The 25,004-nt window shown below is 65.0% G+C and carries 17 protein-coding genes; 9 read left to right on the top strand and 8 right to left on the bottom strand.

Annotation, left to right across the window (positions count from 1 at the left end; translation table 11 throughout):
* Positions 1–118: 118 nt before the first annotated feature.
* From IVB41_RS25180 to IVB41_RS25195, 4 genes are all read right to left on the bottom strand, one after another.
* Positions 119–1,099 carry an LLM class flavin-dependent oxidoreductase gene (locus IVB41_RS25180; protein ID WP_027568174.1) on the bottom strand — a complete coding sequence of 327 codons (981 nt, stop codon included), beginning with the start codon at positions 1,097–1,099 and terminating at the stop codon, positions 119–121.
* Positions 1,096–1,827 (bottom strand): 4'-phosphopantetheinyl transferase superfamily protein, encoded by a 732-nt coding sequence (locus tag IVB41_RS25185; RefSeq protein WP_247435981.1) that lies wholly within the window; start codon positions 1,825–1,827, stop codon positions 1,096–1,098. Before IVB41_RS25185 ends, IVB41_RS25180 begins: the two co-directional genes overlap by 4 nt.
* A gap of 245 nt (positions 1,828–2,072) precedes the next feature.
* Positions 2,073–2,243, bottom strand: coding sequence for a hypothetical protein (locus tag IVB41_RS25190; protein WP_162847227.1), 171 nt, complete (start codon positions 2,241–2,243; stop codon positions 2,073–2,075).
* 141 nt (positions 2,244–2,384) lie between these two features.
* Positions 2,385–8,840 (bottom strand): non-ribosomal peptide synthetase, encoded by a 6,456-nt coding sequence (locus tag IVB41_RS25195; RefSeq protein ID WP_247435986.1) that lies wholly within the window; start codon positions 8,838–8,840, stop codon positions 2,385–2,387.
* Between the two features lie 142 nt (positions 8,841–8,982).
* On the opposite strand from IVB41_RS25195, the gene IVB41_RS25200 reads away from it, so the two are divergent.
* From IVB41_RS25200 to IVB41_RS25210, 3 genes are all read left to right on the top strand, one after another.
* Positions 8,983–12,447 (top strand): AAA family ATPase, encoded by a 3,465-nt coding sequence (locus IVB41_RS25200; protein WP_247435988.1) that lies wholly within the window; start codon positions 8,983–8,985, stop codon positions 12,445–12,447.
* A gap of 1 nt (position 12,448) precedes the next feature.
* A complete protein-coding gene (locus IVB41_RS25205; protein WP_247357219.1) occupies positions 12,449–13,243 on the top strand; it encodes a protein-L-isoaspartate O-methyltransferase in 795 nt (264 codons plus the stop codon).
* 95 nt (positions 13,244–13,338) lie between these two features.
* On the top strand, positions 13,339–14,292 hold the full coding sequence (locus tag IVB41_RS25210; protein ID WP_027568169.1) for a DUF6492 family protein: 954 nt from the start codon (positions 13,339–13,341) through the stop codon (positions 14,290–14,292).
* 61 nt (positions 14,293–14,353) lie between these two features.
* Here IVB41_RS25210 and IVB41_RS25215 read toward each other — a convergent pair whose 3' ends face one another.
* Positions 14,354–15,421: an endo-1,4-beta-xylanase gene (locus IVB41_RS25215; protein WP_247435991.1), complete on the bottom strand. Its 1,068-nt coding sequence runs from the start codon at positions 15,419–15,421 to the stop codon at positions 14,354–14,356.
* A 307-nt stretch (positions 15,422–15,728) separates the two neighbouring features.
* On the opposite strand from IVB41_RS25215, the gene IVB41_RS25220 reads away from it, so the two are divergent.
* From IVB41_RS25220 to IVB41_RS25230, 3 genes are all read left to right on the top strand, one after another.
* Complete coding sequence (locus IVB41_RS25220) at positions 15,729–17,165, top strand: lipopolysaccharide biosynthesis protein (RefSeq protein ID WP_247282597.1); 1,437 nt, start codon at positions 15,729–15,731, stop codon at positions 17,163–17,165.
* Positions 17,166–17,332: 167 nt separating this feature from the next.
* Positions 17,333–18,358, top strand: coding sequence for a fatty acid desaturase (locus IVB41_RS25225; protein ID WP_247357265.1), 1,026 nt, complete (start codon positions 17,333–17,335; stop codon positions 18,356–18,358).
* A 358-nt stretch (positions 18,359–18,716) separates the two neighbouring features.
* Entirely contained in the window at positions 18,717–20,273 is a 1,557-nt protein-coding gene (locus IVB41_RS25230; RefSeq protein ID WP_247435994.1) for a L,D-transpeptidase, read from the top strand.
* Between the two features lie 25 nt (positions 20,274–20,298).
* Here IVB41_RS25230 and IVB41_RS25235 read toward each other — a convergent pair whose 3' ends face one another.
* From IVB41_RS25235 to IVB41_RS25245, 3 genes are all read right to left on the bottom strand, one after another.
* On the bottom strand, positions 20,299–21,111 hold the full coding sequence (locus IVB41_RS25235) for a class I SAM-dependent methyltransferase (RefSeq protein ID WP_247435997.1): 813 nt from the start codon (positions 21,109–21,111) through the stop codon (positions 20,299–20,301).
* A gap of 112 nt (positions 21,112–21,223) precedes the next feature.
* On the bottom strand, positions 21,224–21,760 hold the full coding sequence (locus IVB41_RS25240) for a VOC family protein (RefSeq protein WP_247436000.1): 537 nt from the start codon (positions 21,758–21,760) through the stop codon (positions 21,224–21,226).
* Between the two features lie 55 nt (positions 21,761–21,815).
* Complete coding sequence (locus tag IVB41_RS25245; protein ID WP_247436003.1) at positions 21,816–22,805, bottom strand: tripartite tricarboxylate transporter substrate binding protein; 990 nt, start codon at positions 22,803–22,805, stop codon at positions 21,816–21,818.
* 104 nt (positions 22,806–22,909) lie between these two features.
* On the opposite strand from IVB41_RS25245, the gene IVB41_RS25250 reads away from it, so the two are divergent.
* The 3 genes from IVB41_RS25250 to IVB41_RS25260 are packed head-to-tail and all read left to right on the top strand — an operon-like array spanning position 22,910 to position 24,998.
* Positions 22,910–23,611, top strand: a complete 702-nt coding sequence (locus tag IVB41_RS25250; protein WP_247398778.1) for a TetR/AcrR family transcriptional regulator — start codon at positions 22,910–22,912, stop codon at positions 23,609–23,611.
* The gene (locus tag IVB41_RS25255; RefSeq protein WP_247398776.1) at positions 23,589–24,140 is read left to right on the top strand and encodes a carboxymuconolactone decarboxylase family protein; all 552 of its coding nucleotides are present in this window, start codon (positions 23,589–23,591) and stop codon (positions 24,138–24,140) included. Before IVB41_RS25250 ends, IVB41_RS25255 begins: the two co-directional genes overlap by 23 nt.
* Before the next feature lie 9 nt (positions 24,141–24,149).
* Positions 24,150–24,998 (top strand): SDR family NAD(P)-dependent oxidoreductase, encoded by an 849-nt coding sequence (locus tag IVB41_RS25260; RefSeq protein WP_247436007.1) that lies wholly within the window; start codon positions 24,150–24,152, stop codon positions 24,996–24,998.
* Positions 24,999–25,004: the final 6 nt, after the last annotated feature.

The raw sequence follows: 25,004 nt of genomic DNA on the forward strand, positions 1-25,004 counted from the left end.
ATTCTCCGTCATTGCGAGCGTAGCGAAGCAATCCAGAATCTTTCCGCGGAGGGACTCTGGGTTGCTTCGCTATGCTCGCAATGACGATGTGGATGGTTAGGTCGACTTCATCAACAACTCAAAACATCCCGCTCGCCGCGAGCGCCTTGCAGACGTGCTGCATCTCGGTCTCGTCCGCGACCATGTCGAGCATGATCGTGGTCAGCCCCTTGGCGGAAAACTCCTTCAGCTTCGCGCCGATCTCCGCGTAGCTGCCGACGAGGTAGGGGCAGTCGGCCTGGAAGGTCAGGAACGGCAGCAGCCAATAGCCATTGTCCGCGAGTTCGCCGCTCTGGCCCTCGTAGAGGCGCCGTTTCCACACGGAATCGCTGTTCTCCACCGTGAGCACGAGCAGCTCGCGATCGTCGGCATTATCGCGGAAACGCGCCTTTGCCGCTTGCCGTGCCTCCTCGCGTCCCTCGCGGGCGAAAATTCCAAAATTCACGCCTGATACATCGAGGCCGAGATCGAGATCGGGCGGCAGCATCTGCATCTTGATGCAGCCGGTCTCCTTTGCGACGCGCTGTGCCGGCTCGGACTGGCCTGCGACCAGAAATTCCGGCATCAGCTCCGGCGGCAGGCGCGGTCGCAGTTGCAGGTTGCTCGCGCGGTAGAACCGGCCCTCGAAAGTCGCCGGCCGCGGGCTTGCCAGCAGCTGGCGCATCAGCGCAACGAATTCGCCGAGCCGGACATAACGATCGGCATGCGACTGCTCGTCGCCGAGCCCCTGCAGATCGCTGACCGCCGTCCCCGTGATCATGTTGAGATAGACCTTGCGGCCGTGGAGCTGCGCAAAGGACGAGACGAATTTTGCCGCCGTGAACGGGTGCATGTAGACGGGATTGACGGCGATCAGCGGCGAGGATCGGGTCGTCTCGCCGATGATGTGCTGGGCCATCGCCCAAGGCTCGACGAACACGTCGTTGCCTTCGAACAGCAGGATGCCTTCGAAGCCGTTGCGGTCGGCGAACTGCGCCACTCGCATCAGCTCGCCGGCATATTTCTTAGGGTCGCGGTTGCGCGAAATCGCGGGAAAGACGCGCAGCCGCGGCAGTGTCATTCAGCCGCCTCCTGCAGCGGCCATGCATTGCGGGTGATGGGAAGGCCGCCGGTGGCGCGGGAGCCGTCGGCGATCGCGAGACGATGCGAGGGCGACGGCGAGATCAGCTGGAATCGCCAGCCTTCCGGATCGTCGGCGATATCGGGCTTGAAGCTGATCTCGATGGCCTCGCGCGATACCTGCATCGCGAAGGCGTCGAGCGGCAAATTGAGGCCGAAACCTCTGGCCTTCAGATAGGCTTCCTTCAGCGTCCAGTAGTCGAAGAAGCGCTCGGTCGCAGCGGGCTCCGGCAGTCCGCGCAGCGTTTCGACCTCTTCCGGCGCGAAGAACCGAAGCGCGGTCGACAGTGGCGCCACCCGACGCGACACGGTCTCGACGTCGACGCCGACGGTCTCATGCCCCGATACGACGCAGGCGACGCAGCCGTCGGCGTGCGACAGGCTGAAATGCAGCGTGCTCGAGGTCTTGGGCGATGCGACAAACGGCCGCCCGTAACGCCCGGCCGCAAATGACCAGTCTGTGGGGGCGACATCAGGTGCGGCGTGCGAGAGCGCGAGGCGCAACATCGCGTGCGCGAAAATATATTGCCGCTGGTGCCGCTCGAACATGAAGCGGTCGGCTCGTACCCGTTCGTCGACCGAGAGCAAGCGCCGGCACGCATCAACCCCATCCGGCGCGTCAAAAGTCTCGATCAGTCCGACAAACAGTTCAATTCTGTCGTCTGCCATCAATTGGGCCCATGGCGTCAGGCCGGGGCCAAATCCCCTGCCATGACGGAAGAATCAACTGAGCAAGAATCAGGTGAGCGGACCGCTTCTAGCGGTCCACTCGGGCGAATCCTTGTCGATTGCTGGCCGGTTTACGGGCGCAAGCTTGTGCGAGACCCCAACTCGACACGCGAGCGGCCAAATCTGAAAACTGAAGCCCGAAAACTGAAGCCTGAAGGCTCGTGCGGCGTCCCGGCCGACGAGTCTTACGTCTTCTTCTTCTTGGACTTCTTGGAGCCGCCCAGCATCGAAATGCTGGCGTCGACGTCCTTCAGCGCGGACTGCAGCTTCTTCTTCTCGGCGCCGAGCAACTTCTGCAGGGCCTTGCGGTCCTTGTCGCTCAGGGAGGTGCCTTTGGTAAATTTGATGAAACCCATAACGAACTCCCCGGTTGAAAATAATCGTCCAAATCAAAACGCGAGAATAATCTTGCGCGATGGCGCCAAATAATCAAGATGCAACTTGGTCATTCACAGCTTTGACGAGTGACCCCGTATTCGCCCGTGCTCTGCGGTCGGTCATGCCGCCCTGCGATTGAGCAGCCGGCCGAGTGGCGCATTGGGTTGGACGAGAGCAGCCCCGAGCAGCGCGACGAGATCCTCCATCCACTGGCCGACCGTAGCGCCGTCGAGCAGCTCGCTCTTGTAATTGCATGAACCGGTGATTCCCGTCGGCCGCTCCTTGAGCATTAGCGACAGCCAGGTCTGGTCGATCGGCAGCACCGGCTGGCCTTCGCGGGCGATGTTGCCGATCGATCCTGTCGTGAGATCAGGCAGATCGAGCGGTTGGCGCAGCGGATTTTGCAGGGTGAAATAGACCTGGAGCAGCGAGGCTGGATTGTCCCCCTCCTGCTCCAGATGGTCGGCCAGGATGTTGAACGGCAGCTCCTGGCGCGCATGCGCGTCAAGCACGCTCTGGCGGACCAGGGCCACGGCCTGCGCGAACGACAGCTCCGGCGTGATTTTGGTGCGAACGATCACTGTGTTCTCGAACGGGCCGACGATCCGGTCGGTGTCCGGCTGGGCGCGATTGGCCATGGCAGTGGCGATCGAGATGTCGTGGCGGCCGGTCCGCGCCAGCAGCAGGGCTTTCAAGCCGGTCAGCAGGCACATGAACAGCGTGCAATTGTGCTGGCCGGCGAAGGCCGCGAGCCGGCCGATCAGCTCACGCTCGAAACTGACCGGATGGTGCCCCCTGGACGAGCCCGGCCTTGATTCGCCCTCGAAGAGGGGAGCCGCCCCGCGCAAATTCTCCGTCCATTCAGCGGCCTGACGGCGGGCGGCATCGGTCCCGCACCACCAGCGCTGCCAGCGCGCCACGTCCGAAAAGGCCGGCGGCTGTTTCGGCAGCGGCACCGACGGATAGCCAGCCAGCGTGGCATAGCGGTTGGACAATTCCTCGAACAGCACGCCGATCGACCAGCCGTCGACGACGGCGTGGTGCAAAGTCAGCAGCAACACGTGATCGTCATCGTGGAGCCGCAACAGCCGGGCGCGCAGCAGCGGCGCGCGCGTGGTGTCGATCGGGGCATAGGTCTCCTGTTCGATCAGGAGATTGATCTTGCGGAGCTCCAGCGCCTTGCGCCGCTTGTTGTTGTGGGGCTGACCGTCGCCGATCGTCTCGATGGTCAGGACACGGCCGAGGGCGCCGGGCGCGGCGACGTGGCTGACGGGCTCCCCGCCGCTCCAGCCGAAATGGGTCCGCAGCGATTCGTGTCGACGCACGATGTCGTCGATCGCCTGCGCCAGAGCGACCAGATTCAGCGGCCCCTGAAGACGGAAGGCGAAAGGCAGGTTGAACAGCGGCAAACCCGAAAGATTCTGCTCGATCCGCAGCATCTGGTCCTGCGCGATCGAGAGCGTGGGAGGGCTGCCTTCGGCCAGGCTCGCTCCAACCAGCCTTGCTAAACTTGCGGCCGGCTTGCGCGGCTTTGCCGCCACGGCCTCGTCGACCCGCCGGGCAAGCTCGTCGATCGTCGGTGCCTCGAAGATGGTCTTGATCGGCAGCGACACGCCAAGCGCCCGGGCGACGCGCGCCATGACTTGGCCCGCCAGCAGCGAATGACCGCCGAGGTCGAAGAAATTGTCGGTCACGCCGAGGCTCTCGACCTTCAGCAGGTCGATCCAGATGTCGGACAGCACCTTTTCGGTGAAGCGCCGCGCCGGCACAGTCGCATCCGGTCCGGAGCTTTCCTGCTGCGCCGGCGCCAGCAGCGCGCTCCGGTCGATTTTGCCATGGGCATTGAGCGGCACCTGATCCAGGAACAGGAACGCGGACGGGATGGCATGGCCCGGCAGCCGGCTCTTCAGGAAGTCGCGCAGCTCGCTGGCGCTGCTCCGGCTGCCGGATCTCGCGACGATGTGGGCAATCAGCCTGACATCGCCGCTCGCTTCGCGGCGCGGTTCGACGATGCCGGCGTGCACATCCGGATGGTCGGCAAGCGCGTTCTCGATCTCCTTGAGCTCGATCCGGTAGCCGCGGACCTTGACCTGATGGTCGGCGCGACCGAGGCATTCGATCGTGCCGTCGGCACGGCGGCGGGCGAGGTCGCCGGTCCGGTACAGCCGGCTGCTTGCTTTGCGCGAGAACGGATCGGGCAGGAAGGGCTGCCGGTTCTGTGCGGGATCGTTGACATAGCCGCGGCCGACACCGGCGCCGCCGATGCAGAGCTCGCCGGTCACGCCGACCGGCTGCGGCTGCAGGCTTGCGTCGAGCACGTAGAGCTGCATGTTCGGCAGCGGCGCGCCGACGGGGACGTTGCTCGTCGTGGTCGCCGGCGCCTTGGTCAGGCGATGCAGCGAGGCGTCGTCGGAACATTCCGACGCACCGTAGGCGTTGATCAGCGGCACTTTCGGGCAGCGCGCGAACCAGGCGTTGCAGAGATCGACCGGCAGTGGCTCGCCCGTCGAGATCAGAAGGCGCAGCCTCGCAAAGGCGCGTCGGACCTGTGCCTCGTCCATGCGATCGAGGATCACGCGCAGCAGCGACGGGACGATCTCCAGCACCGTGATGCCCTCGCGCTCGATCTCCCGCGCGAGCAAAATCGGGTCCCGCACGATCGCGGTACCGCAGACATGGACGCGCGCGCCCACCATGGGCCCCGCGAGGAACTGCCACACCGAGATGACAAAACTCTGCGGCGCAGTCTGCGCGATCACATCCCGGGACGAGAGGTTCAGCTCGGAGATGAGCGAGGCCAGATGGTTCGAAAGCCCGCGCTGCTCGATCATGACGCCCTTGGGCGCGCCGGAGGACCCGGAGGTGTAGATGAGATAGGCAAGGCTTGAGGCCGCGCGCCGCGCCGCGCGGGCCGGCTTGGTCGACGCTGGCGCGATCGCGTCTTCGAGCTCGGCCATTTGGATGCGCTCGACCAGCGGTTCGAGCAGCGCCTCCGCCATGGACGACTGCGCCCGTCCGTTGAGCAGCATGCGGGCGCCGCTCGATCCGAGGATGGTTGCGAGCCGTGCCGGCGGCTGGTCGGGATCGAGATTGAGGAAGGCAGCGCCCACGCGTTGCACGGCGATCATCGCCGCGAGCAGGTCGGGCCCGCGCTCCGCAAGCAAGGCGACCACGGCCTCGGCGCCGACGCCTTCGCGGGCCAGCCAGCGCGCGGCCGCCTGGCTGCGGCGCGCCAGCTCGCGGTAGCTCACGGATGTGCGGCCGTCCGACACGGCGATCGCGTTCGGCGTCTTCTTGACCTGGCGGTCGAAACGTTCGCTCGGACTGCCGCGCGTGGCGAAATTGGCCGGCACGCCCCGGCCCTGCGCCACCAGCTGCCGGCGTTCGGTCTCGGTCAGGAGTGCCAAGTGAGAGATGCGCTGCTCGGGATCGGCGATGACGGATTTGAGCAGGGTTTTGAACTGAGCGGCTATGCCCTCGATCGTCGCCGCGTCGAACAGATCGGTGGCGTATTCGAAGAAGCCGGTGAAACGGCCGTCGGCCTCGACCAGTTCGAGCGTGATGTCGAATCGCGCCACTTTTGGATCGATCTCGATCCGCCGCGTCGACAGACCGGGGAAAGACGCCGCCTCGATCGAGGCATTCTGGAGGATGAACATGATCCGGAACAGCGGATTGCCGTCGGTCCTTCGCGCGATTTGAAGCGCGCGCAGGACCTCTTCGATCGGGAGGTCCTGGTTGCGATAGGCATCGAGCGTGACCTGCCGTACCCGGCGCAACATGTCGCCGAAGCTCGGATCGCCGCCAAAATCATTGCGCAGGATCAGGGTGTTGGCGAACAATCCGATCAGGCGCTCGCTCTCGATCTGGTTGCGGTTGGCGATCAGCGATCCAGTCGCGACATCCTCGTGTCCGGTGTGGCGGAACAGCAGGCACTGGAACACTGCGAGCAAGGTCATGAAGGGCGTGACGCCCTGGTTCTGGCTCAGCGCACGCAGGTCGGCCGACAGAGTTTTGGAGAATTCGAGATAGTGACGGGCACCATGGCCGCTCCAGACCTCCGGCCTTGGTCGGTCGGTTCGCAGCGGCAGTGTGGTGACGCCGTCGAGCTGCGTCCGCCAGTAATCGAGCTGCTCCTTGGCGGCCGGCGTCTGCGCCCAGCTCTGCTGCCAGAGCGCAAAGTCGCGGTACTGGAAGGCTGGCGAAGGCAGTGCCGCCACGTCCTTCTTGCGCGCTGCCGAATAATGGGCGGCGAGTTCTTCCCAGAACAGCCGCTGCGACCAGCCGTCGGTGACGAGATGATGGACGTTGACCACGAGCGCGTGGCTGCTCTTGTCGAACGAGAGCAACGTGACCTTCAGCGGCGCCTCGTGCGCGAGGTCGAACGGATGTTGCGCGAGCCGGAGCGCTTCGCGCCTGACCACAGCGGCCCGCTTGTCCGCAGGGCAGGCCTTGAGCTTGATCCGCTCGAACTGCGGCGGCGATTGCAGCACAAGCTGCACCGGCTCGCCCTCATGTTCAACGATGACCGACCGCAACGCCTCATGGCGCGCCGACACCGCAGCGAGGCCAGCAGAAAGTGCGGCGACATCGAGCCCACCCTTGAGGAGCGCGACTTCGACGACGTTATAATTGTAGCGCGTGGGGTCCAGTCGCGAGAGCACGTACATCCGCTGCTGCTGGAACGACAGCGGCGCGTCTGCTTTCATGGCCTGGCGCCAGGCCGGCAACATCGTTTCGCGATGAATTGCGGCGGTCTCGATCCGGGCCGCAAGCGCGGCGGCCGTGGCGCAATCAAAAACGTCCTCGAACGAGAAATCGACGTTGAAGCGTTCGCGCAGGCGCGAGCGTATCTGCGTCACCGCGAGCGAGTCGGCGCCGAGCGCGAAAACGTCCTGATCGCTCCCGACCTGCGGCAGCTCCAGCAAATTGGCCCAGATCCCGGCGAGCTCGGTCTCCAGTGCGTTGCGCGGCAGACGCGCCTCCTCCTCGCCGCCGCCCACCGTTGCGATCAGCTCGGCCAGCGCATTGCGCTTGACCTTGCCGCTGGCGCCTTTCGGCAGCGTCGCCACGCTGCGGATCAGGCTCGGCACCTTGTAGGCCGCGAGCCGTTTCCGGGCGAACTGGCGCAACTGGTCCGAGGTCGCCTCGGAATTCGGCCGCAGCACCACGATTGCGGCGACGTTCTCGCCGAGCTTCGGGTGCGGGACGGCAAACACGCCGGCCTCCAGCACCGCCGGATGGCTGAGCAGGACATCTTCCACCTCCAGAGGCGAGATCTTCTGTCCGCCGCGGTTGATGACGTCCTTGATACGGCCGACGATGAAGAGATAGCCGTCGGCATCGAGATAGCCGAGATCGCCGGTCCGGAACCAGCCGTTGCGGAAGGCAGCCTGCGTCGCCGCCTCGTCATTATAGTAGCCGCGGCTCATGTTCGGTCCGCGCAGCATGATCTCGCCGTGCTCGCCGCTGGCGAGCGCGCGGCCCGTCTCGTCCATGACGGCGATCTCCGGGCCCGCGGCGCGGCCGACCGATCCGACCTTGCGCAGCTCGAACGGGTTGGCCGCGATCTGCGAGGCCGCCTCCGTCATGCCGTAGGTTTCGAGCACGGGAACGCCGAACGTCGCCTCCAGCCCGTCGAGGATCGCAGGCGCAAGCGACGCCGAGGCGGAGCGGATCACGCGCAGCGAGGACGATCGGGCAAGATCCGGGTTGGCTTCCGCCGCCGTCAGCAGCGCGCGATGGATGGTCGGCACTGCCGTGTACAAGGTCGGTTGCAGCTGCCGCATCCAGCCGAAGAAGGAGGCTGCGTCGAAACTTTCCGTACAGATCACGCTGGAGCCCGCGGCCAGCGCCGTCAGCAGGCCGGAAATCAAACCATGGGCGTGAAACAGCGGCAGGACGTTAAGCAGACGATCGTGGGACGCGAGCGACAGCGCGCGGCCGGCGTTGTAGGCGGAGAGGCACACATTGCGATGCGTCAGCGGCACCATCTTCGGTCGCGCCGCCGTGCCCGAGGTCAGCAGGATGAACGCGTCGTCGTCGCCGCGCGAGGCGCCGCTGCTGCTCGCCGGTCCAAGCGCCGGCCCGACAAACGTGCAGCCGCCGAGATCGTCTTGCGACCCCGGCACGAAATCGATCACGGCAATATTGAGCGCCTTGGCGACATCGCGGGCCGCCGAGTTCGTGTCGGCCCGGGTGACGAGCGCGCTCAGCTTCAATTCGCTGAAATAGCGTTGCAGCTCGTCCGCCGTCAGATCGGGATTGACGGGCACGCAAGCGCAGCTCGAGGCGACCGCGATCAACGCCAGTGCGCTGTCGGCACCGCGCGGCAGCGCAACCGCAATACGGTCGGCAGGGGTAATGCCAAGCCCGCGCAGCGTCCGGACGAGATCCTGCGTCCGCGCGCCAATCCCGCCGTAGTTGAGGACCGGCCGGCCAGGGGCGAGGAGGGCCGGGGCTGCCGGCCTCTTGCGGGCATGGAAATCAAGAAGGCCGCCGATATCCGCGAATATCCTCGTTTCGGCCGTCGCGCTGGCCAATTCCTGCGGCGTTGGGCGTGTGACGTCCGACAATTCCGTTCCCTTTTGATCCGATTGGGCTATTCTTCCAAGAAGTTAGGGAACGCGTCCAGTCTGAGGTGAAGTTTTGGCCCCAAAATCTGTGGTTGCGGGGCCCTGAGCCCTTCGACGGAGTGATTGGTCGGGCGGAATCACCATGCTGGAGAATGAGCCGGGCACGGGAACGGAAGGCGGGCTGAAGCGCTGGCTCGATGGTATCGGTCTTAGCCATTATACCGATCTCTTCGCGGAGCACCGTCTCGATCTCGATGTCATGGGAGACCTGACCGAATCCGATCTGGTCGAGCTCGGATTGCCACTCGGCGATCGGAAGCGGCTCCAGCGGGCCATGACCGCGTTGTTCCGGGCCGAAACCGCGGAGAAGCCCGACGGGACGGCGCGCCCGCAAATCCGGAAGGAGGTCGGCGCGGAGCGGCGTCAGCTCACCACCATGTTCTGCGACATGGTGGATTCCACCTCGCTCTCGGTGCAGTTCGATCCGGAAGACGTGCGCGACATGATCGCGAGCTTCCGCGAAACCTGTGTCCGCGTGGTGAAGCATTACGAAGGTTTTGCCGCCCGCTTCGTCGGGGACGGTATTTTGGTCTATTTCGGCTATCCGACCGCACATGAGGACGACGCCGAGCGCGCCGTGCGAGCGGGGCTGGAAATCGTCCGGGTGTTGTCGACCGCCCGCGCGATCGAGCCGCGTGGTGCGCTCAGCCACTCACCCGCCGTCCGCATCGGCATCGCGACCGGTCTCGTCGTGGTTGGCGACCTCGTCGGACAGGGCACCGAAGAGCGCGACTCCGCGGTCGGAGAAACCGTCAATCTCGCCGCGCGCCTGCAAGGCCTGGCGCCGCCCAACGGTGTGGTGATTTCCACGTCGACCCAGTCGCTGTTGAAGGGGAAGTTCGACTACCGCGATCTCGGCGTCCACGCGCTCAAGGGCATCTCGGAGAAAGCCCAGGCCTGGCATGTGATGCGCGCCTCGCGGGTGGAGACCCGCTTCGCCGCCGCGATGGGCACGCGGCTGACCCCGCTCGTCAACCGCGAGGAGGAGATTGCGCTGCTGATGGGGCGCTGGCAGCAGGCCAAGGACGGCGAGGGCCAGGTCGTGGTCAAGTTCGGCGAGCCCGGCATCGGCAAGTCGCGCATCATCCAGGAAATCTTCGAGCGGATCGCGGGCGACCGCCATGGACAGGTCTCGTTCCAGTGCTCGCCCTATTACACCTCCACGGCGTTCTATCCGTTCGCCGAGCAGCTCAAATTCTCTCTCGGTCTCGATCGCGAGGATGCGTCCGTGCAGTCGCTGGCGAGCCTGGAGACCGCGATCGCTGCCGCTCATGGCGACATCGAGCAGGTTGCTCCGCTGCTTGCCGCGCTGTTGTCCATTCCGACCGGTGACCACTATCCGCCGCTGGAGCTGTCGCCGCAGCAGCAAAAGGATGCGACCGTCGCGGCGCTGGTCAATCATTTCCTCGGCCTTGCGCGCGAGCAGCCGCTGGTGATCGCATTCGAGGATCTGCACTGGATCGACCCGACGTCCCGTGAGGTGATCGATCTCCTGGTAGACCGGGCACAGAACCGGGCAATCCTGGTCATCATCACCGCGCGGACCGAATTCCAGCCGAGCTGGAACGCCCACTCGCATATCACGACCCTGGTCCTGAGCCGGTTGAGCCGGCAGTTGCGCGCGACGCTGGTCGAACGCGTGGCGGGACGCGAGCTTCCCAAGGAAGTCATCGAGGAAATCATCGTCAAGACCGACGGCGTGCCGTTGTTCCTGGAGGAGCTGACCAAGACGGTGCTCGAATCCAACCTCCTGACCGAACGGCACGGGCGCTACGTGCTGTCGGGCCCGTGGCGGCAGCTCGCGATCCCGGCGACGCTGACGGACTCGCTGATGGCGCGGCTGGACCGGATGGGGCCGTTCAAGCGGATCGCGCAGATCGGCGCCACCATCGGCCGCGAATTCTCCTACGAGACTCTGCACGCGGTCGCCAACACGCCCGCCGAACAGATCGAGGCCGCGCTCAATCACCTGGAGGAGGCCGGGCTGATCATGCGCCGCGGCCACCCGCCCGACGCGCTCTACTCCTTCAAGCACGTGATGATCCAGAACGCAGCGCATGCGAGCTTGCTGCACAGCGAGCGACGCAAGCTGCATTCCCGGATCGCCCAGGTGCTCGCCGAGATGTATCCCGAGAAGACCGAGCGCGAACCGGAGCTGCTTGCCCATCATTTGACCGAATCCGGCCAGAGCGAGGGCGCTGCCAGCTTCTGGCTCAAGGCCGGCAAGCAGGCGGCCAAGAGCGGCGCCAATCTGGAGGCGATTGGCCATCTGCGCCGCGGCCTCAGCGTCGTGCAGGCCAATGCGCGCATGCAGGGCGCCGACGAGATGGAGCTGGAGCTGCGCATCGCGCTCGGCAACGCGCTGATCGCCGCCAAGGGCTATGCCGTGCAGGAGGTCGAGGAGAACTACGTCCGCGCCCTCGAGCTCGGCCAGCAGCTCGACGACGACGAAAAGGCCTTCGCCGCCACGCGCGGGCTCTGGGTCTGTCATTTCATCCGCGCCGATCTGACCCGCGCGCACGATCTCAGCGTCGAGCTGTTGAAGTTCGCCAAGCGCGAGCGGCTGAACGAGGGAACGCTGCCGGCACAGCAGACCGGCTATCTGATCGAGGCGCATCGCTCGATCGCGATGACCATGCTCTATCGCGGGCGCTTTGCTGTGTCCCAGCACCATCTGCATCGCTGCATCAACCTCTACAGCCCCGATCTGCACTCCGATCTGATGGAGCGGCACGGCACCGATCCCGGCGTCGTCTCGCTGTCCTATCTCGGCTACCTCTTGTGGTTCCTCGGCCGGCCCGACGCGGCGCGGCAGCACAGCGAGCAGGCGATCGCGAACGCCGAGAAGATCCGCCACCCCTTCACGCTAGCCTTCGCGCTCGTGTTCGGCGCCTATCTCTGTCAGCATTTGCGCGATGTCGAGGGCACGCGCGACCACGCCAACCGCGCCATGATCATCGCCACCGAGCACAATTTCCTGCACTGGAAGCAGCAGGCCGCGATCCTGCGCGGCTGGGCGCTGGCGCAGCTCGGCGAGGCCGACGAAGGCCTCAGTCAGATGCGGTTCGGTCTCGACGAATACGAAGCGATGGATTCCTGGCTCGCCGGCTGCTGGTTCCGCTGCCTGCTCGCGGAGGCCTACGCCAAGGTCGGGATGCGCGATGCCGCCTTGCGCGCGCTGGACGGTGCGCTCGCGACCGCAAGACGGACCGGCGATCACTCCTACCTCGCCGAAGTCTACCGCCTGCAAGGCGAGATCACGCTCTTGGACGGGGATCCGGCCTCGGTGCAGGAGGCCGAGGACCTGTTCAACCTGTCGCTGGAGATCGCGCGCAAGCAGGGCGCGCTGTCGTGGGAGCTTCGCACCGCCGTCAGCCTCGCGCGCCTGTCGCACCAAGCCGGCAAGCGCGAGCACGCTCGTCTCCTGCTCGTACCGATCGTCGGCAGGTTCAGCGAGGGCTTTTCCACGCCGGACCTGAAACAGGCGATGCAACTGATCGACGAGCTCGGCGCGGACGCGCCTGTTCGTGCACAGTCGATCCCGTGAGATGAGTGATCTTGCCGCCGCGCGTGCGCGTTACGTGGAGCTGATCGCAAAGCGCGAGCAGATCTCCTCAATGCGCCTGCTAGAAGCCCTCGCCACCGTTCCGCGCGAAAAGTTTCTGGCGAAGGGACCCTGGCGCATCAAGAGCGAGGCGGCGCGCTTCTATCGGCTGACGCCGGATGCCGATCCCGTTCATCTCCAGGACAATGTGCTGGTCGCGATCGATGCGCGCCGCAAGCTCGACACCGGACTGCCGAGCCTGTGGGCGCACTTCATCGATGTGCTCGACGTCGGGGAGAAAGACCGTGTGGTCCAGATCGGCTGCGGGCTCGGCTATTTCTCGGCCGTGCTGTCGAAGATCGTGGGCCCCAAGGGCAGGGTGCAGGCAATCGAATGCGACGAGCGGCTTGCGGCGCGCGCCGCGACCTATCTTGGCGCCTATCGCAACGTCGCGGTCGTCCATGGCGACGGATGCGAGGACATCGGCGAACCCGCCGACGTGATCATCGTTCATGCCGGCTTCTCGCAGCCGCATCCGCTCTGGCTTCGGTCGATTCGTCCGCGCGGCCGGCTTCTGGTGCCGCTGACCCAGCGGGACCGCGAAGGCGCCGCGCTCAAGATCACCCGCAAGGGCAAGGGGTTCGAAGCCGAGGCGGTGCAGCAGATCCGGATCTTCCCCGGTCAGGGTCGAGGCGTGACCGCGCTCGACGACCGCGTCGCCGACTGGTGGCAGCGCGCCTCCGCGCTGGCGCCGCTGCGCTTTCGCGGCATCGAGCAGGGGCTGCCGTCGGATGGCTAATGCTTCGTTTCATTTTACCTTGATTGCGAATGTAAGTATTCAACGCGCCTCGGCGCCGCTATGAGTACGGCCTGATCGCCATACGAGCGCGCGCCATGCATTCCGTTGCCCTGCTGACCGCCAGCTACGCCAAGGATATCGAGCGTTTTTCGCTGCTCAGCGAGAGCATCGACACCTGGTTGACGGGCTACACGCGGCATTATGTTCTCGTTAACGATGAGGATCTGCCGCTGTTCGCGCGGTTCGCTTCCGACAAGCGTGTCATCGTTCCGGCCTCGCGCTACTTGCCGAAATGGCTGTGGGCGCTGCCGCCGGCTCTGCAGTTCATCAGCAAACGGCGCGTCTGGCTGTCGCTGCTGTCGTCACCCGTTCATGGCTGGCACATCCAGCAGATCCTCAAGATCGCCGGCGTCCTCAACGCGCCCGAGCAGCGCGTCTGCATCCTGGATTCGGACAATCTGTTCTTCCGCGAATTCGACGTCGGCCAGTATGCCGGCGGCGAGAAGACGCCGCTGTTCGTCACGCGCAACGGGATCGACGCCGCCCACCCCTTGCATGTCCTGTGGCTCCGCACCGTCGATCAGCTCCTTGGCATCAAGGAAAGGTCCTTCCCCGCGGACGACTATGTCGGCAACGCACTGGTGTGGGACAAGGACACCGCGCGCGCGATGACCGACGCGATCAAGTCGGCGACGGGATTGAACTGGGTTCTGGCGCTGTGCCGGAAAAAGAAGTTCTCGGAATATCTCATGTACGGCCATTTCGTCGCGAACGCGCCCGCGCATCTGGCCACTCATCGGGTCACCGAGGATAGCATCGCGGTCTCGCACTGGGATGACACGCGCCTCGACCGCCCGGCCATCGAAGCGATGATGCGCGCCGCTTCGCCCGACCAGGTGGCGCTGTGCATCCAGTCCTATTCGTCGACCTCGATCGACGACATCCGCGACGTGTTCCGCCTCAGCTCGCGCGACCGTCGTAGTCCGAGCCTTTCGCCCGATCACATGGGCGATGCGGTTGAGTTCGAAGCACCGACGAAGACGCGCTAGGGCATGATCCGGAAAAGTGTGCAGCGGTTTTCCGAAAAGATCATGCTCAAAATAAAGCCGTTTAAGCGTCCCTCGTGAACTTGTTGATCACGTTCATGAACGGCTTCGGCTTGAACTCGCCGTCGAGCGGCAGAGGACGGTTCGGCTGCTTGTCGGCGCGGGCAAAGGTGCCGTTGATCCAGCTATAGCGGTCCGAGAGACCCCAGGTCAGGATCGAGCGCACCGGTCCGCTGGTCGAGATCGCGGTCAGGAGATCGTCGACGCGCTTGGCGACGATGGCATCGCGCTCCGCCGGCGTCCCCGTCAGCTTCTGGTCGTCGACATCAAGCTCGGTGACATACACCTCGAGGCCCAAGGCGCGCAGCTCGGTGACGAATTCGGCGAGCCCATGGGTGTCGATCTCGAGCTCGGCATGCAGATGCGATTGCAGTCCCACGGCGTGCAGCGGCACGCCCTGGTCGAGCAGCTCCATGATGAGTTGGCGGTAGGCCGCGCGCTTCGCAATGAACGTGTCCTTGGCCGACTCGATGTCATATTCGTTGATCGCGAGCTTGACGAAGGGGTCGGCCGCGGCCGCCGTGCGAAACGCCAGCGGAATCCAGCGATTGCCCAGATGCTGCGTCCAGAACGAGTCGCGCCGGTCTTTTGGACTGCGCGGATTGTCGGGGATCGGCTCGTTGACGACGTCCCACGACGTCAGCTTGTCCTTGTAATAGGAGACGACCGTGCCGATGTGGTCGACATAGGCGCGCTCGACGCCCTTGGCATCCTTGATCTGCTTGGTCCAGTCCGGAATATCGTGATACCAAGCGAGCGCGTGCCCGCGCATCGTCAGGTCGTTCTGCCGGGCGAAATCCAGTATCGCGTCGGCGCGTTCAAAGGCAAAGGTGTGCGCGTCCGGACGCAGCATCGGCCATTTCAGCTCGAGCACCGGAACCACCTGCGTGCAATACGTGCTGATGGCTTCGCCGAGCCTGGGATCGGCTTGCAGATCCCAGAGCGTGGCCGCGGCACCAAATCCCTGATGGCGCTGGGCGAGTTTCGATGCCGGCGCTGCGGACGCCGATGCGCCCGCCGCAAGTGCGGCGGCGCTGCCGAGGAGAAATTCGCGTCTGTCGAGCCTGGTCACGGCATTCCTTAATCGGAGCCAACGCGCCATCGTACCAAGCGACGCCTTGCAACGCCGGGGTTTTCCCCTCGTTCGGTTAACTTTGCCATCTGCGAAATCACGGTTCCTTTCGGTGGCCACGCCCCGTCAGGGAAGGGCAAATTTAACGCTAACCCGCGAAAGCGGCCTCAAAGCCGCCTTCGCCGCCCGATCTCCAGACTTATGTGACACTCTTGAGGGATGCTGCGGCGCAATTCGTTCGCCCCGCCATGGTCCAATTGATGAACGGCCGTCACACTCGCAACAATGTTGCCGGTCCCGTGCTCGCATGCTGAACCGCCATTTCTCGATTTATCTCGTCGCCTACATCCTGCCTGCGGCGGTGGGCTTCTTCGCCGTCACGGCCTACACGCGGCTGCTCACGCCGGCGGAGTACGGCGTCTATGTCGTCGGCATCAGCCTGGCCGGCATTCTGGGTGCGATCTTCTTCGCCTGGATCAAGCTGTCGGTGTCGCGCTATCAGGCGATGTCGGCCGAGGTGGATTTCCGCGGCACCGCAATGGTCGCCTTCGCGCTTACCGTCGCCGTCCTCTGCGCCACCACGCCGCTGGTCTTCCTGTTCCGCAGTGATCTCAGCGTTGGGCTGCTGCTTGCCAGCATGTTCGTCGCGATCATGGCGAATGCCGTCGATGTCGGCCAGGAGTTCGAGCGCGCAAAATTGCGCCCTTACAGATTCGCGGCGATCTCGATCGTGCGCAGCGTGTCGAGCGTCGGTTTCGGCCTGCTCGGCATCTGGCTCGGCTGGGGTGGACTGGGACTGCTCGCCGCATTCGGCCTGGGTTCGCTTGCAGGGATTATCCTGAACCTCGTCGGTGACCGCACCAGGATCGCGCGTTTTCAGCGCAGCCAGTTCGTGCAGCTCGCGCGCTACGGCCTGCCGCTGACGCTGGCCGGATTGTCCGTCGCGGTCTACTCGGCCTGCGACCGCCTCATCGTGGCATATTTGCTCGGCAAGGACGCCGCAGGCATCTTTGGCGTCGCTGCCGATCTGCCGCGACAGTTCATGGTCATGATCGCCTCCAGCGTCGCCGCGGCAACAGTGCCGCTGGTGTTCCGGTCATTGTCGGAGAAAAACAACGAGACGACGCGAGAGCGGCTGACTGAGAGCCTCGAACTTCTGCTCGTCGTGGTCGCGCCCGTCGCCGTCTGGCTCGCGCTCGCAGCCGACCAGGTCGCCGGCACACTCGTCGGCGTCGACTTCCGCGCCGGCGTATCGGCGCTGCTGCCGACCCTGGTGCTCGCCCGGTTGTTCGGCATCGCCAATCAATTCTACGTGCAGATCAGCTTCCAGCTTGCCGAGCGGCCGTTCATGCTGGCGGCGCAGTCGTTCCTGACGCTGGTCGTCAGCGTGGCGTTGATGTTCGTGCTGGTGGCCGGCCATGGCCTCTACGGCGCGGCGCTGGCAACGCTTGCGACCGAGGCGATCGGCTTCCTCGTTGCCGTCGCCCTGATGCATCGCGCCCATCCGGTTCCGTTCGACCTCCACCGCCTCGCCGGCGTTGCCGTCTCCGCCGCGGCGATGGCGGCTGCGATTCTCGTTGCACGATCCCAGGTCAATGGCATCGGCCTCGTCCCGCTCATGGTTGTGAGCCTTGCGGGCGGCCTCGCTTATGCCGCCGCAGCGTGGTTGCTGAACGTCGCAAATGTCCGGACGCTGTCGTTGCGTTTCCTGCGAACCTTCAATCGGAAGGCGTTAGGCGTTTAGCCGCGGCGTCTGACGAGGCTCGTCCTCACCGTCTGAAGCCCTGAAAGCGCCGCTTGACTTGGCGATGGCTCGGTTTCGGCCGGAAGCGGTCCAGGTGGTGGGTGATTTTGTTGCATCCTTGGCCATAACCGTGCTTCTTGGGCCGAATGTCGGGAGCAGAGCAGACTATGACCCAGGGAATACCGGAAATCCGCGCATCGGCGCAGTTGCTCGCCCGCTATCGCGAGCCCGACAATGCACGGGGTGTCCTCGAACTGGCGATTACGGCGATACCGTTCGTCGTCATCTGGGCTCTGATCTGGGCCGCTCTGGACCAGGGCTATTGGTTTGCCCTCCTGCTGGAGGTGCCCGCGGCGGGTTTGCTGGTCCGCCTCTTCATGATCCAACATGATTGCGGACACGGCTCGTTCTTCCGCGGCCGCGTTGCCAACGATTGGGTCGGCCGTGCCCTCGGCGTGATGACACTGACGCCATACGGCTACTGGCGGCGTAACCATGCAGGCCATCATGCGAACTCCGGCAATCTCGATCAAAGGGGCTTGGGCGACATCGATACGCTGACCACGCGTGAATTTCTCGGGCGGTCCCGATGGCGTCGGACGCTGTATCGCTTGTATCGACATCCCCTGGTGATGTTTGGCGTCGGCCCCTCGTATTTGTTCATCTTGAAGCACCGATTGCCGGTCGGGATGATGCGTCGCGGCTGGAAACCCTGGCTGAGCACGATGGGCACGAACATGGCCCTCGCGGTTCTCGTCGTCACGATGATCCAGCTGGTCGGCTATGGGCCGTTCCTGCTCGTGCATCTGCCGATCATTGTTCTGGCGGCGTCGATCGGCGTCTGGCTGTTCTACGTCCAGCATCAGTTCGAGCACACGCACTGGGCCCATGACGAGACCTGGAATTTTCACGACGCCGCGCTGCACGGCAGCTCTCACTACCAACTGCCGGCTGTCTTGCGATGGTTCACGGCCAATATCGGCGTCCACCACATCCATCATTTGTCCAGTCGAATTCCCTACTATCGCTTGCAGGACGTCTTGCGCGACAATCCGCAGTTCGCTGGTGTCGGGCGGATTACGCTGCTCCAGAGTTTGCGGACCGTGCGGCTGACCTTGTGGGATGAGGAGCGGCAGCGGCTCGTCTCTTTTGGAGAGGCGGCCTTGTTTGGAAAGGGAGCCAAGCTTGTTTGAAAAGGCAGCCTTGGTCCCCGCGATTTCGCTTACGCCACCCCCGCGCGGCCGCCGAATGGCGTGAATCCGCGCGATCGGAAAGGCGATGGGCGTTCAGCGCCCGTTCAAGGTGGCCTCGCCGTCCGACGTCAGGCGCTGGCAGCCGTGTCACCGACCCCCGGTCATTCTGTCGCAGCGATAGAGCGCGAGCTTCGGCCGCGCGCCGCCCTTCCGCCTGCGTCAACCGTCGTATATGAGATTTATCGCCGGAACGTGCCGAATGTCGCCACAGACGGAACGTAAGGCGGCTGCGATTTCTTAATTCAATGATCGCAATCTGATCAATGACCGGCGGACTGGCATTTCGACCGAGGATGGCATGAGAAACCTGATGACAACGGCGCAATCCACCGTGGCGATGCGGCGTTGGGGGCCTCCCGGAATTGTGACCTTGGCGGCGATGCTCGCCTTTGCGGCCGTGGGCCCGGCGACCGCGGCCAAGCAGGCGCGTCAGCCGGCCGAGGCGGTGGCGCCGCGCGAGGCCGGCGAACCGATCATGGCGATCGTCTCGATCAAGAGCCAGCAGGTCACCTTCTACGACGCCGAGGGCTGGATTTTTCGCGCGCCGGTATCCACCGGCACGACGGGACGCGAGACGCCGGCCGGCGTCTTCGCGATCGTCGAGAAGGACAAGGACCACCACTCGACCATGTATGACGACGCCTGGATGCCGAACATGCAGCGCATCACCTGGAACGGCATCGCGCTGCATGGCGGGCCGCTGCCCGGCTACGCCGCTTCGCATGGCTGCGTGCGGATGCCGTTCGGCTTCGCGGAGGGCCTGTTTGACAAGACCAACATCGGGATGCGCGTGATCATCTCGCCGAACGACGCGGCTCCGATCGACATCGTTCATCCCGCATTGTTCATGCCGAAGCGGGACGCCATTGCGGCGGCGCCGGGCCAGATCGGCAAGCTCTCCGGCGAGGCCGAGGAGGCCACAAGGGCGGCCGACGAGGCCAAGAAGGCTGCGACTTTGGCCGCGAAAGAGGCGGCCTCGCTGCCCGCCTCGCTGCGCAAGCTGGAACAGCAGAAGACCCGCGCCGACGCCGAGTTCGCCTTCGCCGACAAGCAGCTCGCGGCCGCCAAGACCGATCAAGCCCGCGCCAAGGCCGAGGAGCTGAAGCAGAAGGCCGCCACCAAGGCCGCCGACGCGGCGGCGCAGCTCGATGCCGCCAAGGCCGCCGCACAGCCGAAGCGCGACGCGGTGGCTGCCACGAAAGAGGCCGCCAAGGCGGCAGCGGCCAGGAAGGCCGACGCCGTGAAGGCTGCGACCGACGCAAAGCTCGCGCTCGAACCGGTCTCGGTCTACATCAGCCGCGCGACGCAGAAGCTCTATGTGCGGCGGAACACGCACAAGCCGGCACCTGACGGCGGCGGCGAGGTGTTCGACACCAGCATCGAGGTTCCCGTCACGATCCGCAATCCGGATCAGCCGCTCGGCACGCATATCTTCACCGCGATGGCGAAGAACGACACCGGCCTGCGCTGGAGCGTGGTCACGATCGAAGACGGCGACAACGCCAGGAACGCACTCGACCGCATCACCATTCCGCAGGAGGTGCTCGATCGCATCGCGCCGACCGCGTTGCCGCGGTCCTCGATCATCATCTCGGACGAGCCGCTGAGCAGCGAGACCAACTACCGCACCGAGTTCGTCGCGGTGCTGAGCAACCAGCCCCAGGGCGGTTTCATCACGCGCAAGCCGACCGCGCCTCCGATGGCCATGGCGAGCGACGACGGCTGGGACAATGGCGGCAACGGTTTCGGCTTCTTCTTCCAGCGCGATCCGAACCCGCAGCCCGTCAATCCGCGCCGGCGTGGCCAGTATCAATACTATCAGCCGGCACAGCCGATGCAGCGGGGCTTCTGGTAGGAGGCGGACAGATCGAAGCCCGCCACTATCGCCGCGCCTCGATCACGATAGCCTGGATCTTGCCCTCGATCGGTCCGGACCCATGGCGCGTCCGGATCGCCTCGGCAACAATCTCGGTCGCAGCCTGAAGCTTGCTGGCATCGCGTGCCTCGATCTCGCTGCGCAGCGGCGTGCCCTGGCAGAGTGCGATCGCGACGTGCTCGGGCGACGGCGCGCGGCTTATTTCAGCTCGCGTTTCGATTGATATGTCACGGAAGCCTGCGCGTTCGAGGTCGGTTCTGATGACCGCCTTGTCGTGATAGCCGTGCGGCGTCCGGGCCATGAAACGGGGCGGGTCGTCGGGAAACAGCTTTTCGAGTGCGACGGTTGCTTCATGCGTCAGCACATTGTCCTCGATGCGATCCCAGACGTTGAACACGAACGTGCCGCCATCCTTCAGGACGCGCTTCACTTCGCCGTAGGCCTTGACGCGGTCCGGAAAGAACATGGCGCCGAATTGGCAGCAGACCACGTCGAAGGCGGCATCGTCGAAGGGCAGGGCCGATCCATCGGCCTGGCGCCACGAGATGCGATCGTCGTCTGCCTGACGCTGCGCCGCGACGGCGAGCATCGGCTCGTTGAGGTCGGTGGCGACATAACGGACGCCGCGCGGCAGCGCCGCCGCGACCGCGCGCGTCACGGCGCCGGTGCCTGCCGCGATCTCGAGCAGCACGGAGGGGGACCGGGCCGCGACACGTCTTGCGATGTCGTCGGCGTAGACGGCGAAGATCATCGGCACCAGATATTCGTCGTAGAGCTTTGGGATCGAGCCGGCGAAAACCTTGTCAGTGTTGGACATGCTTGCCTCGCTGAAGGTTCGGACACGAGGCTCACGTTACCACGGATTGCAGTCTACCGCGCCAGCAGCGCGGTGAACCCGGCCGGTTCCTGCATCGCCTTGCGGGCTGGCGTCATCGGCTCCCACCGACCTCGCGGATCGGCCGCGTGCCGTCCCAGCTCAAAGCAGCCTGCCGGATCTTGTCGAAGAACGGCCCCTTGGTGCCGCTGATGTCGGAGATCTCGATCACGGTGCCCGGATGGGCCTGGGTGTCGAAATAGGCAAAGCGCCCCTTGTCGCCGCCGATCTGGCCCTCGTGGCCGATCCTGTAGCCGAGCCCGAGCGCCCTGTCGTAGAGCGCCTGGTAGTCGTGGCTCCAGTAGGACATGTGCTGAAGGCCTTCGTGGCCGGACTCGAGGAACTCCCTGTACAGCGAGGGCGCGTCGTTGCGCTGCTGGATCAGCTCGATCTGGAGATCGCCGGAATTGGCCAGCGCGATGCTCATCTCGACGGCAGAGTTTTCGCCGCGATGGCGAAACCAGTCGGTCTTGACGCGGTCCATGTAGTACCACGGACCGACGCCCATCACCTCGATCCAGTGCTTCATCGCGGCGTGGATGTCCCGCACCACATATCCGTTCTGGCGAACCGCGCCGAAGATGCGGCTCATATCGGCGCCCCCGTTGTCACCTCGTTCACCTGATCTCGATTCACTTCACTTCACTTCACTTCACTTCAATGCCCGCGTCCTTGGCAACCTGCTTCCAGGCCGCGATGTCGCGCGCGTTGATGTCACGCTGCTCGTCGCCCGGCACGAATTGCGGCGTGATGCCGAGCCCCAGCAGCTTCTCCTTCACCTCGGCATCGGCGAGCGCGTCCTTCAGCGCCGCCGACAGCTTTCTTGCGATCGGTTCGGCAACGCCCGCAGGCGCATACATCGCCCAGGACAGGCTGCGGTCGAACGGCACGCCTTGTTCCTTGTAGCTGGCGACATCCGGCAGGCTCGGCGAGCGCTCGCCGCAGGCGGCCAGCGCCTTGATCGAACCGTCCTTCACCAGCGGCGTCGCGGTCGCCATGTCGAGTGTCGCCAGCGAGATGTGGCCGCCGAGCAGATCGCCGGCCAGTTTGGCGATGCCGTTGAACGGCACGTGGTCCATCTTGATTCCGGTCTGCTGCATCAGGATTTCCGCGCAGAATTGTCTGGTCGAGCCCACGCCCCAGCTACCGTACTGGATCGGCTCGCCCTTCTTGGCCAGCGCGATCAGGCCCTTGATGTCGTTGGCGGCAAAATCCTTGGTCGCCACCAGCATGATCGAGGACGTACCGATGCGCCCGATCGTGGTGAAGTCCTTGACCGAATCGTAGGGCAGTTTTGGATAGATCGCCGGCGCCAGCACATGGGTGGTCATGCCGCCGACGGTGATGGTGTAGCCGTCGTTCGCCGACGCCGCGACCATCTGGGTGCCGAGCGTGCCGGCAGCCCCGGTGTGGTTCTCGATATAGACGCTCTGTCCGAGCGTCTTGCCCATCCTGTCGCCGAGCAGCCGCCCGATCACGTCGCCGCCGCCACCGGCCGCATAAGGCAGCAGCATCCTGATCTTGTGAGTGGGATAGGCGGCCGGGTCCTCGGCGCGCGCAGGCAGCATTGCCGAGGACGTTACGACCAATGACAATGTCGCGGCGCGCAGCAGACGAAAATGGACGAAGCGCGCCATGACCCAGTCTCCCCAGATTGCTCTCCGCTTCTTTGACAGCGGAGTTGAAACGAACGATCGTTCGTACGATTGACTAGCGAACGATCGTTCGTTAGTCAAGTTGCATGGCTGTCCACACCACCAGCGCGGCGGAAGCAGCTGCGCCCACGACCCGCGCGCGCATCCTCGCCGAGGCGCTCGATCTGTTCGCGCAGAGCGGCTATGGCGGCGCCTCGATGCGCGAGCTCGCGCGTCGCGTCGGCATTCGCGAGAGCAGCCTCTACAATCACTTCGCCGGCAAGGCCGCGATCCTCGAGGCGATCGTCAGCGAGCACGGTCCGGCCAGTTCGGCGAGCCGGCTGGAAGAGCCTCGCTACAAGCAGCTCGCGCGCCAGCCCGCCGCGTTCTGCCGGCAGTTTGCACTGGACCTCGTCGAGCAATGGTCCGATCCGCGCGAGCACCAGTTCCAGAAAGTCATCACCGCCGAGCGCAACCGCGTGCCCGGCATCCGCGCCAAATTCGCCGATCATTTCTACGCGCGCGAGCAGAGCATGATGACGGATTATTTCCGCGGTTTTGCGCTCGCCGGCCTGGTCTCGACGCCGGACCCGCGCGAGACCGCGCGGCTGTTCGCCGCCGGGCTGATCTACATCCGTCTCGAGCATTACGTGATGGGCGCGGAACCGTCGCCGCGGCCGAAGGTGATCGAGGCGATCGACCGCTATCTCGCCTTCTTCCTGTCGCTGATCGCGGCGGATGGCGGGACGCGAGACAACAAGAAACGAAAAGCCAAGGGAGAGAATCGTGGCAAGGCTGCCCCTGATTGATCCGGAGACGACCAGCGGCGACATCCGCGCCTCGTTCGACCGCATGCCGGTCAAGCTGAATATTTTCCGCATGATGGCCCATGCCGAGGCCAACATGATCCCGGCGATGCGGCTCGGCAATTCGATCCTGCACAAGCAGAAGCTCAGTGCGGTCAACCGCGAGCTCCTGATCCTCCAGGCCGCCCAGCTCGAAGGCGGCGCCTATGAATGGCGCCAGCATGTGCCAATCGCGCTCGGAATCGGCTGCACGCAAGCCCAGATCGATGCGGTCGAGCGCACCGACTATGATGCCGCCGGCTTGAGCGAGGCCGAGCGCGCGCTGCTGAAATTCGGCCGCGAAGTGGTCGAGAACGTCCGCGTTCCCGCGCCGACCTTCGCCGCCATGCGCGAGCATTTCAGCGACCAGGAGATCGTCGAATCCATCGTCGCGCTCGGCTTCTACATGATGATGGCGCGTGTCACCGAGGCGACCGAGACCGATCTCGATCCGGCAGCCGGCATGAAGGTCTATGACGGCGGCAGGAAATAGGCGGGTCGCATGCGTGAGAATTCCGAGACCAGGCCGGAGCGCTATGTCCGTCCGCCAAGCGCGGAGTCGCTGGGCGAAGCGCCGGGCAGGGGACGTCTCGAGTGCCGCCGCATCCTGATCGTCGGCGGTGGCCAGCGTGTGTTCGACGCCGCCACCGATCCGATCGGCAACGGCCGCGCCATGAGCATTCTTTGCGCGCGCGAGGGTGCGAAGGTCGCGGTCGCCGATCTCAACCGAACCTCGGCCGAGCACACCGTCAAGCGCATCACCGACGAAGGCGGTGAAGCCTTTGCGATTGCCGCCGACGTCACGGCGGAGGCCGACGTCCTGCGCATGATCGACGAGGCGCATCGCGCCATGGGCGGGCTCGACGGCATGGTGCTCAACATCGGCACCTTCGGCAAAGTCGGGCTCGATGCCGTCAGCCCCGAGGAGTGGAATGCGATCTACGACGTCAACGTTCGCGGCCCGATGCTGTGCTGCCGCGCAGGCCTGCCGAAATTCGACAGCGGCGGATCGATCGTGTTCATCTCTTCCATCGCCGCGCTGAAAGCCGGCTCGCAAATGGCGGTGTATGATTCCTCGAAAGCCGCGCTCGGCGGCCTCATGCGCAACATCGCCCATTTCGGCTCGCGCCGCGGCATCCGCGCCAACCTGGTCTATCCCGGCCTCGTCGACACGCCGAATGGCCGCGAGGCCGGCGCCGGCCGCCCCTCGCGCGGCAAGGGCCACGTCCCGTTCGGCCGCCAGGCCACCGCCTGGGAAATCGCCTATGCCGTGCTGTTCTTCCTCTCGGACGAGAGCGTCTACGTCACCGCGCAGACGCTCGCGGTCGATAGCGGCCTGAGCGGGATGTGAGGCGGC

It is taken from the genome of Bradyrhizobium sp. 44 (assembly GCF_023073095.1).
Lineage (GTDB): Bacteria > Pseudomonadota > Alphaproteobacteria > Rhizobiales > Xanthobacteraceae > Bradyrhizobium.

Bases quoted from the DNA above. Each gene is read 5' to 3' on its own strand.
- IVB41_RS25190 (WP_162847227.1), bottom strand. From the start codon at position 2,243: ATGGGTTTCATCAAATTTACCAAAGGCACCTCCCTGAGCGACAAGGAC.
- IVB41_RS25210 (WP_027568169.1), top strand. From the start codon at position 13,339: ATGCATTCCGTTGCCCTGCTGACCGCCAGCTACGCCAAGGATATCGAG.
- IVB41_RS25205 (WP_247357219.1), top strand. From the start codon at position 12,449: ATGAGTGATCTTGCCGCCGCGCGTGCGCGTTACGTGGAGCTGATCGCA.
- IVB41_RS25260 (WP_247436007.1), top strand. From the start codon at position 24,150: ATGCGTGAGAATTCCGAGACCAGGCCGGAGCGCTATGTCCGTCCGCCA.
- IVB41_RS25250 (WP_247398778.1), top strand. From the start codon at position 22,910: ATGGCTGTCCACACCACCAGCGCGGCGGAAGCAGCTGCGCCCACGACC.
- IVB41_RS25200 (WP_247435988.1), top strand. From the start codon at position 8,983: ATGCTGGAGAATGAGCCGGGCACGGGAACGGAAGGCGGGCTGAAGCGC.
- IVB41_RS25235 (WP_247435997.1), bottom strand. From the start codon at position 21,111: ATGTCCAACACTGACAAGGTTTTCGCCGGCTCGATCCCAAAGCTCTAC.
- IVB41_RS25180 (WP_027568174.1), bottom strand. From the start codon at position 1,099: ATGACACTGCCGCGGCTGCGCGTCTTTCCCGCGATTTCGCGCAACCGC.
- IVB41_RS25240 (WP_247436000.1), bottom strand. From the start codon at position 21,760: ATGAGCCGCATCTTCGGCGCGGTTCGCCAGAACGGATATGTGGTGCGG.
- IVB41_RS25225 (WP_247357265.1), top strand. From the start codon at position 17,333: ATGACCCAGGGAATACCGGAAATCCGCGCATCGGCGCAGTTGCTCGCC.
- IVB41_RS25245 (WP_247436003.1), bottom strand. From the start codon at position 22,805: ATGGCGCGCTTCGTCCATTTTCGTCTGCTGCGCGCCGCGACATTGTCA.
- IVB41_RS25220 (WP_247282597.1), top strand. From the start codon at position 15,729: ATGCTGAACCGCCATTTCTCGATTTATCTCGTCGCCTACATCCTGCCT.
- IVB41_RS25230 (WP_247435994.1), top strand. From the start codon at position 18,717: ATGAGAAACCTGATGACAACGGCGCAATCCACCGTGGCGATGCGGCGT.
- IVB41_RS25185 (WP_247435981.1), bottom strand. From the start codon at position 1,827: ATGGCAGACGACAGAATTGAACTGTTTGTCGGACTGATCGAGACTTTT.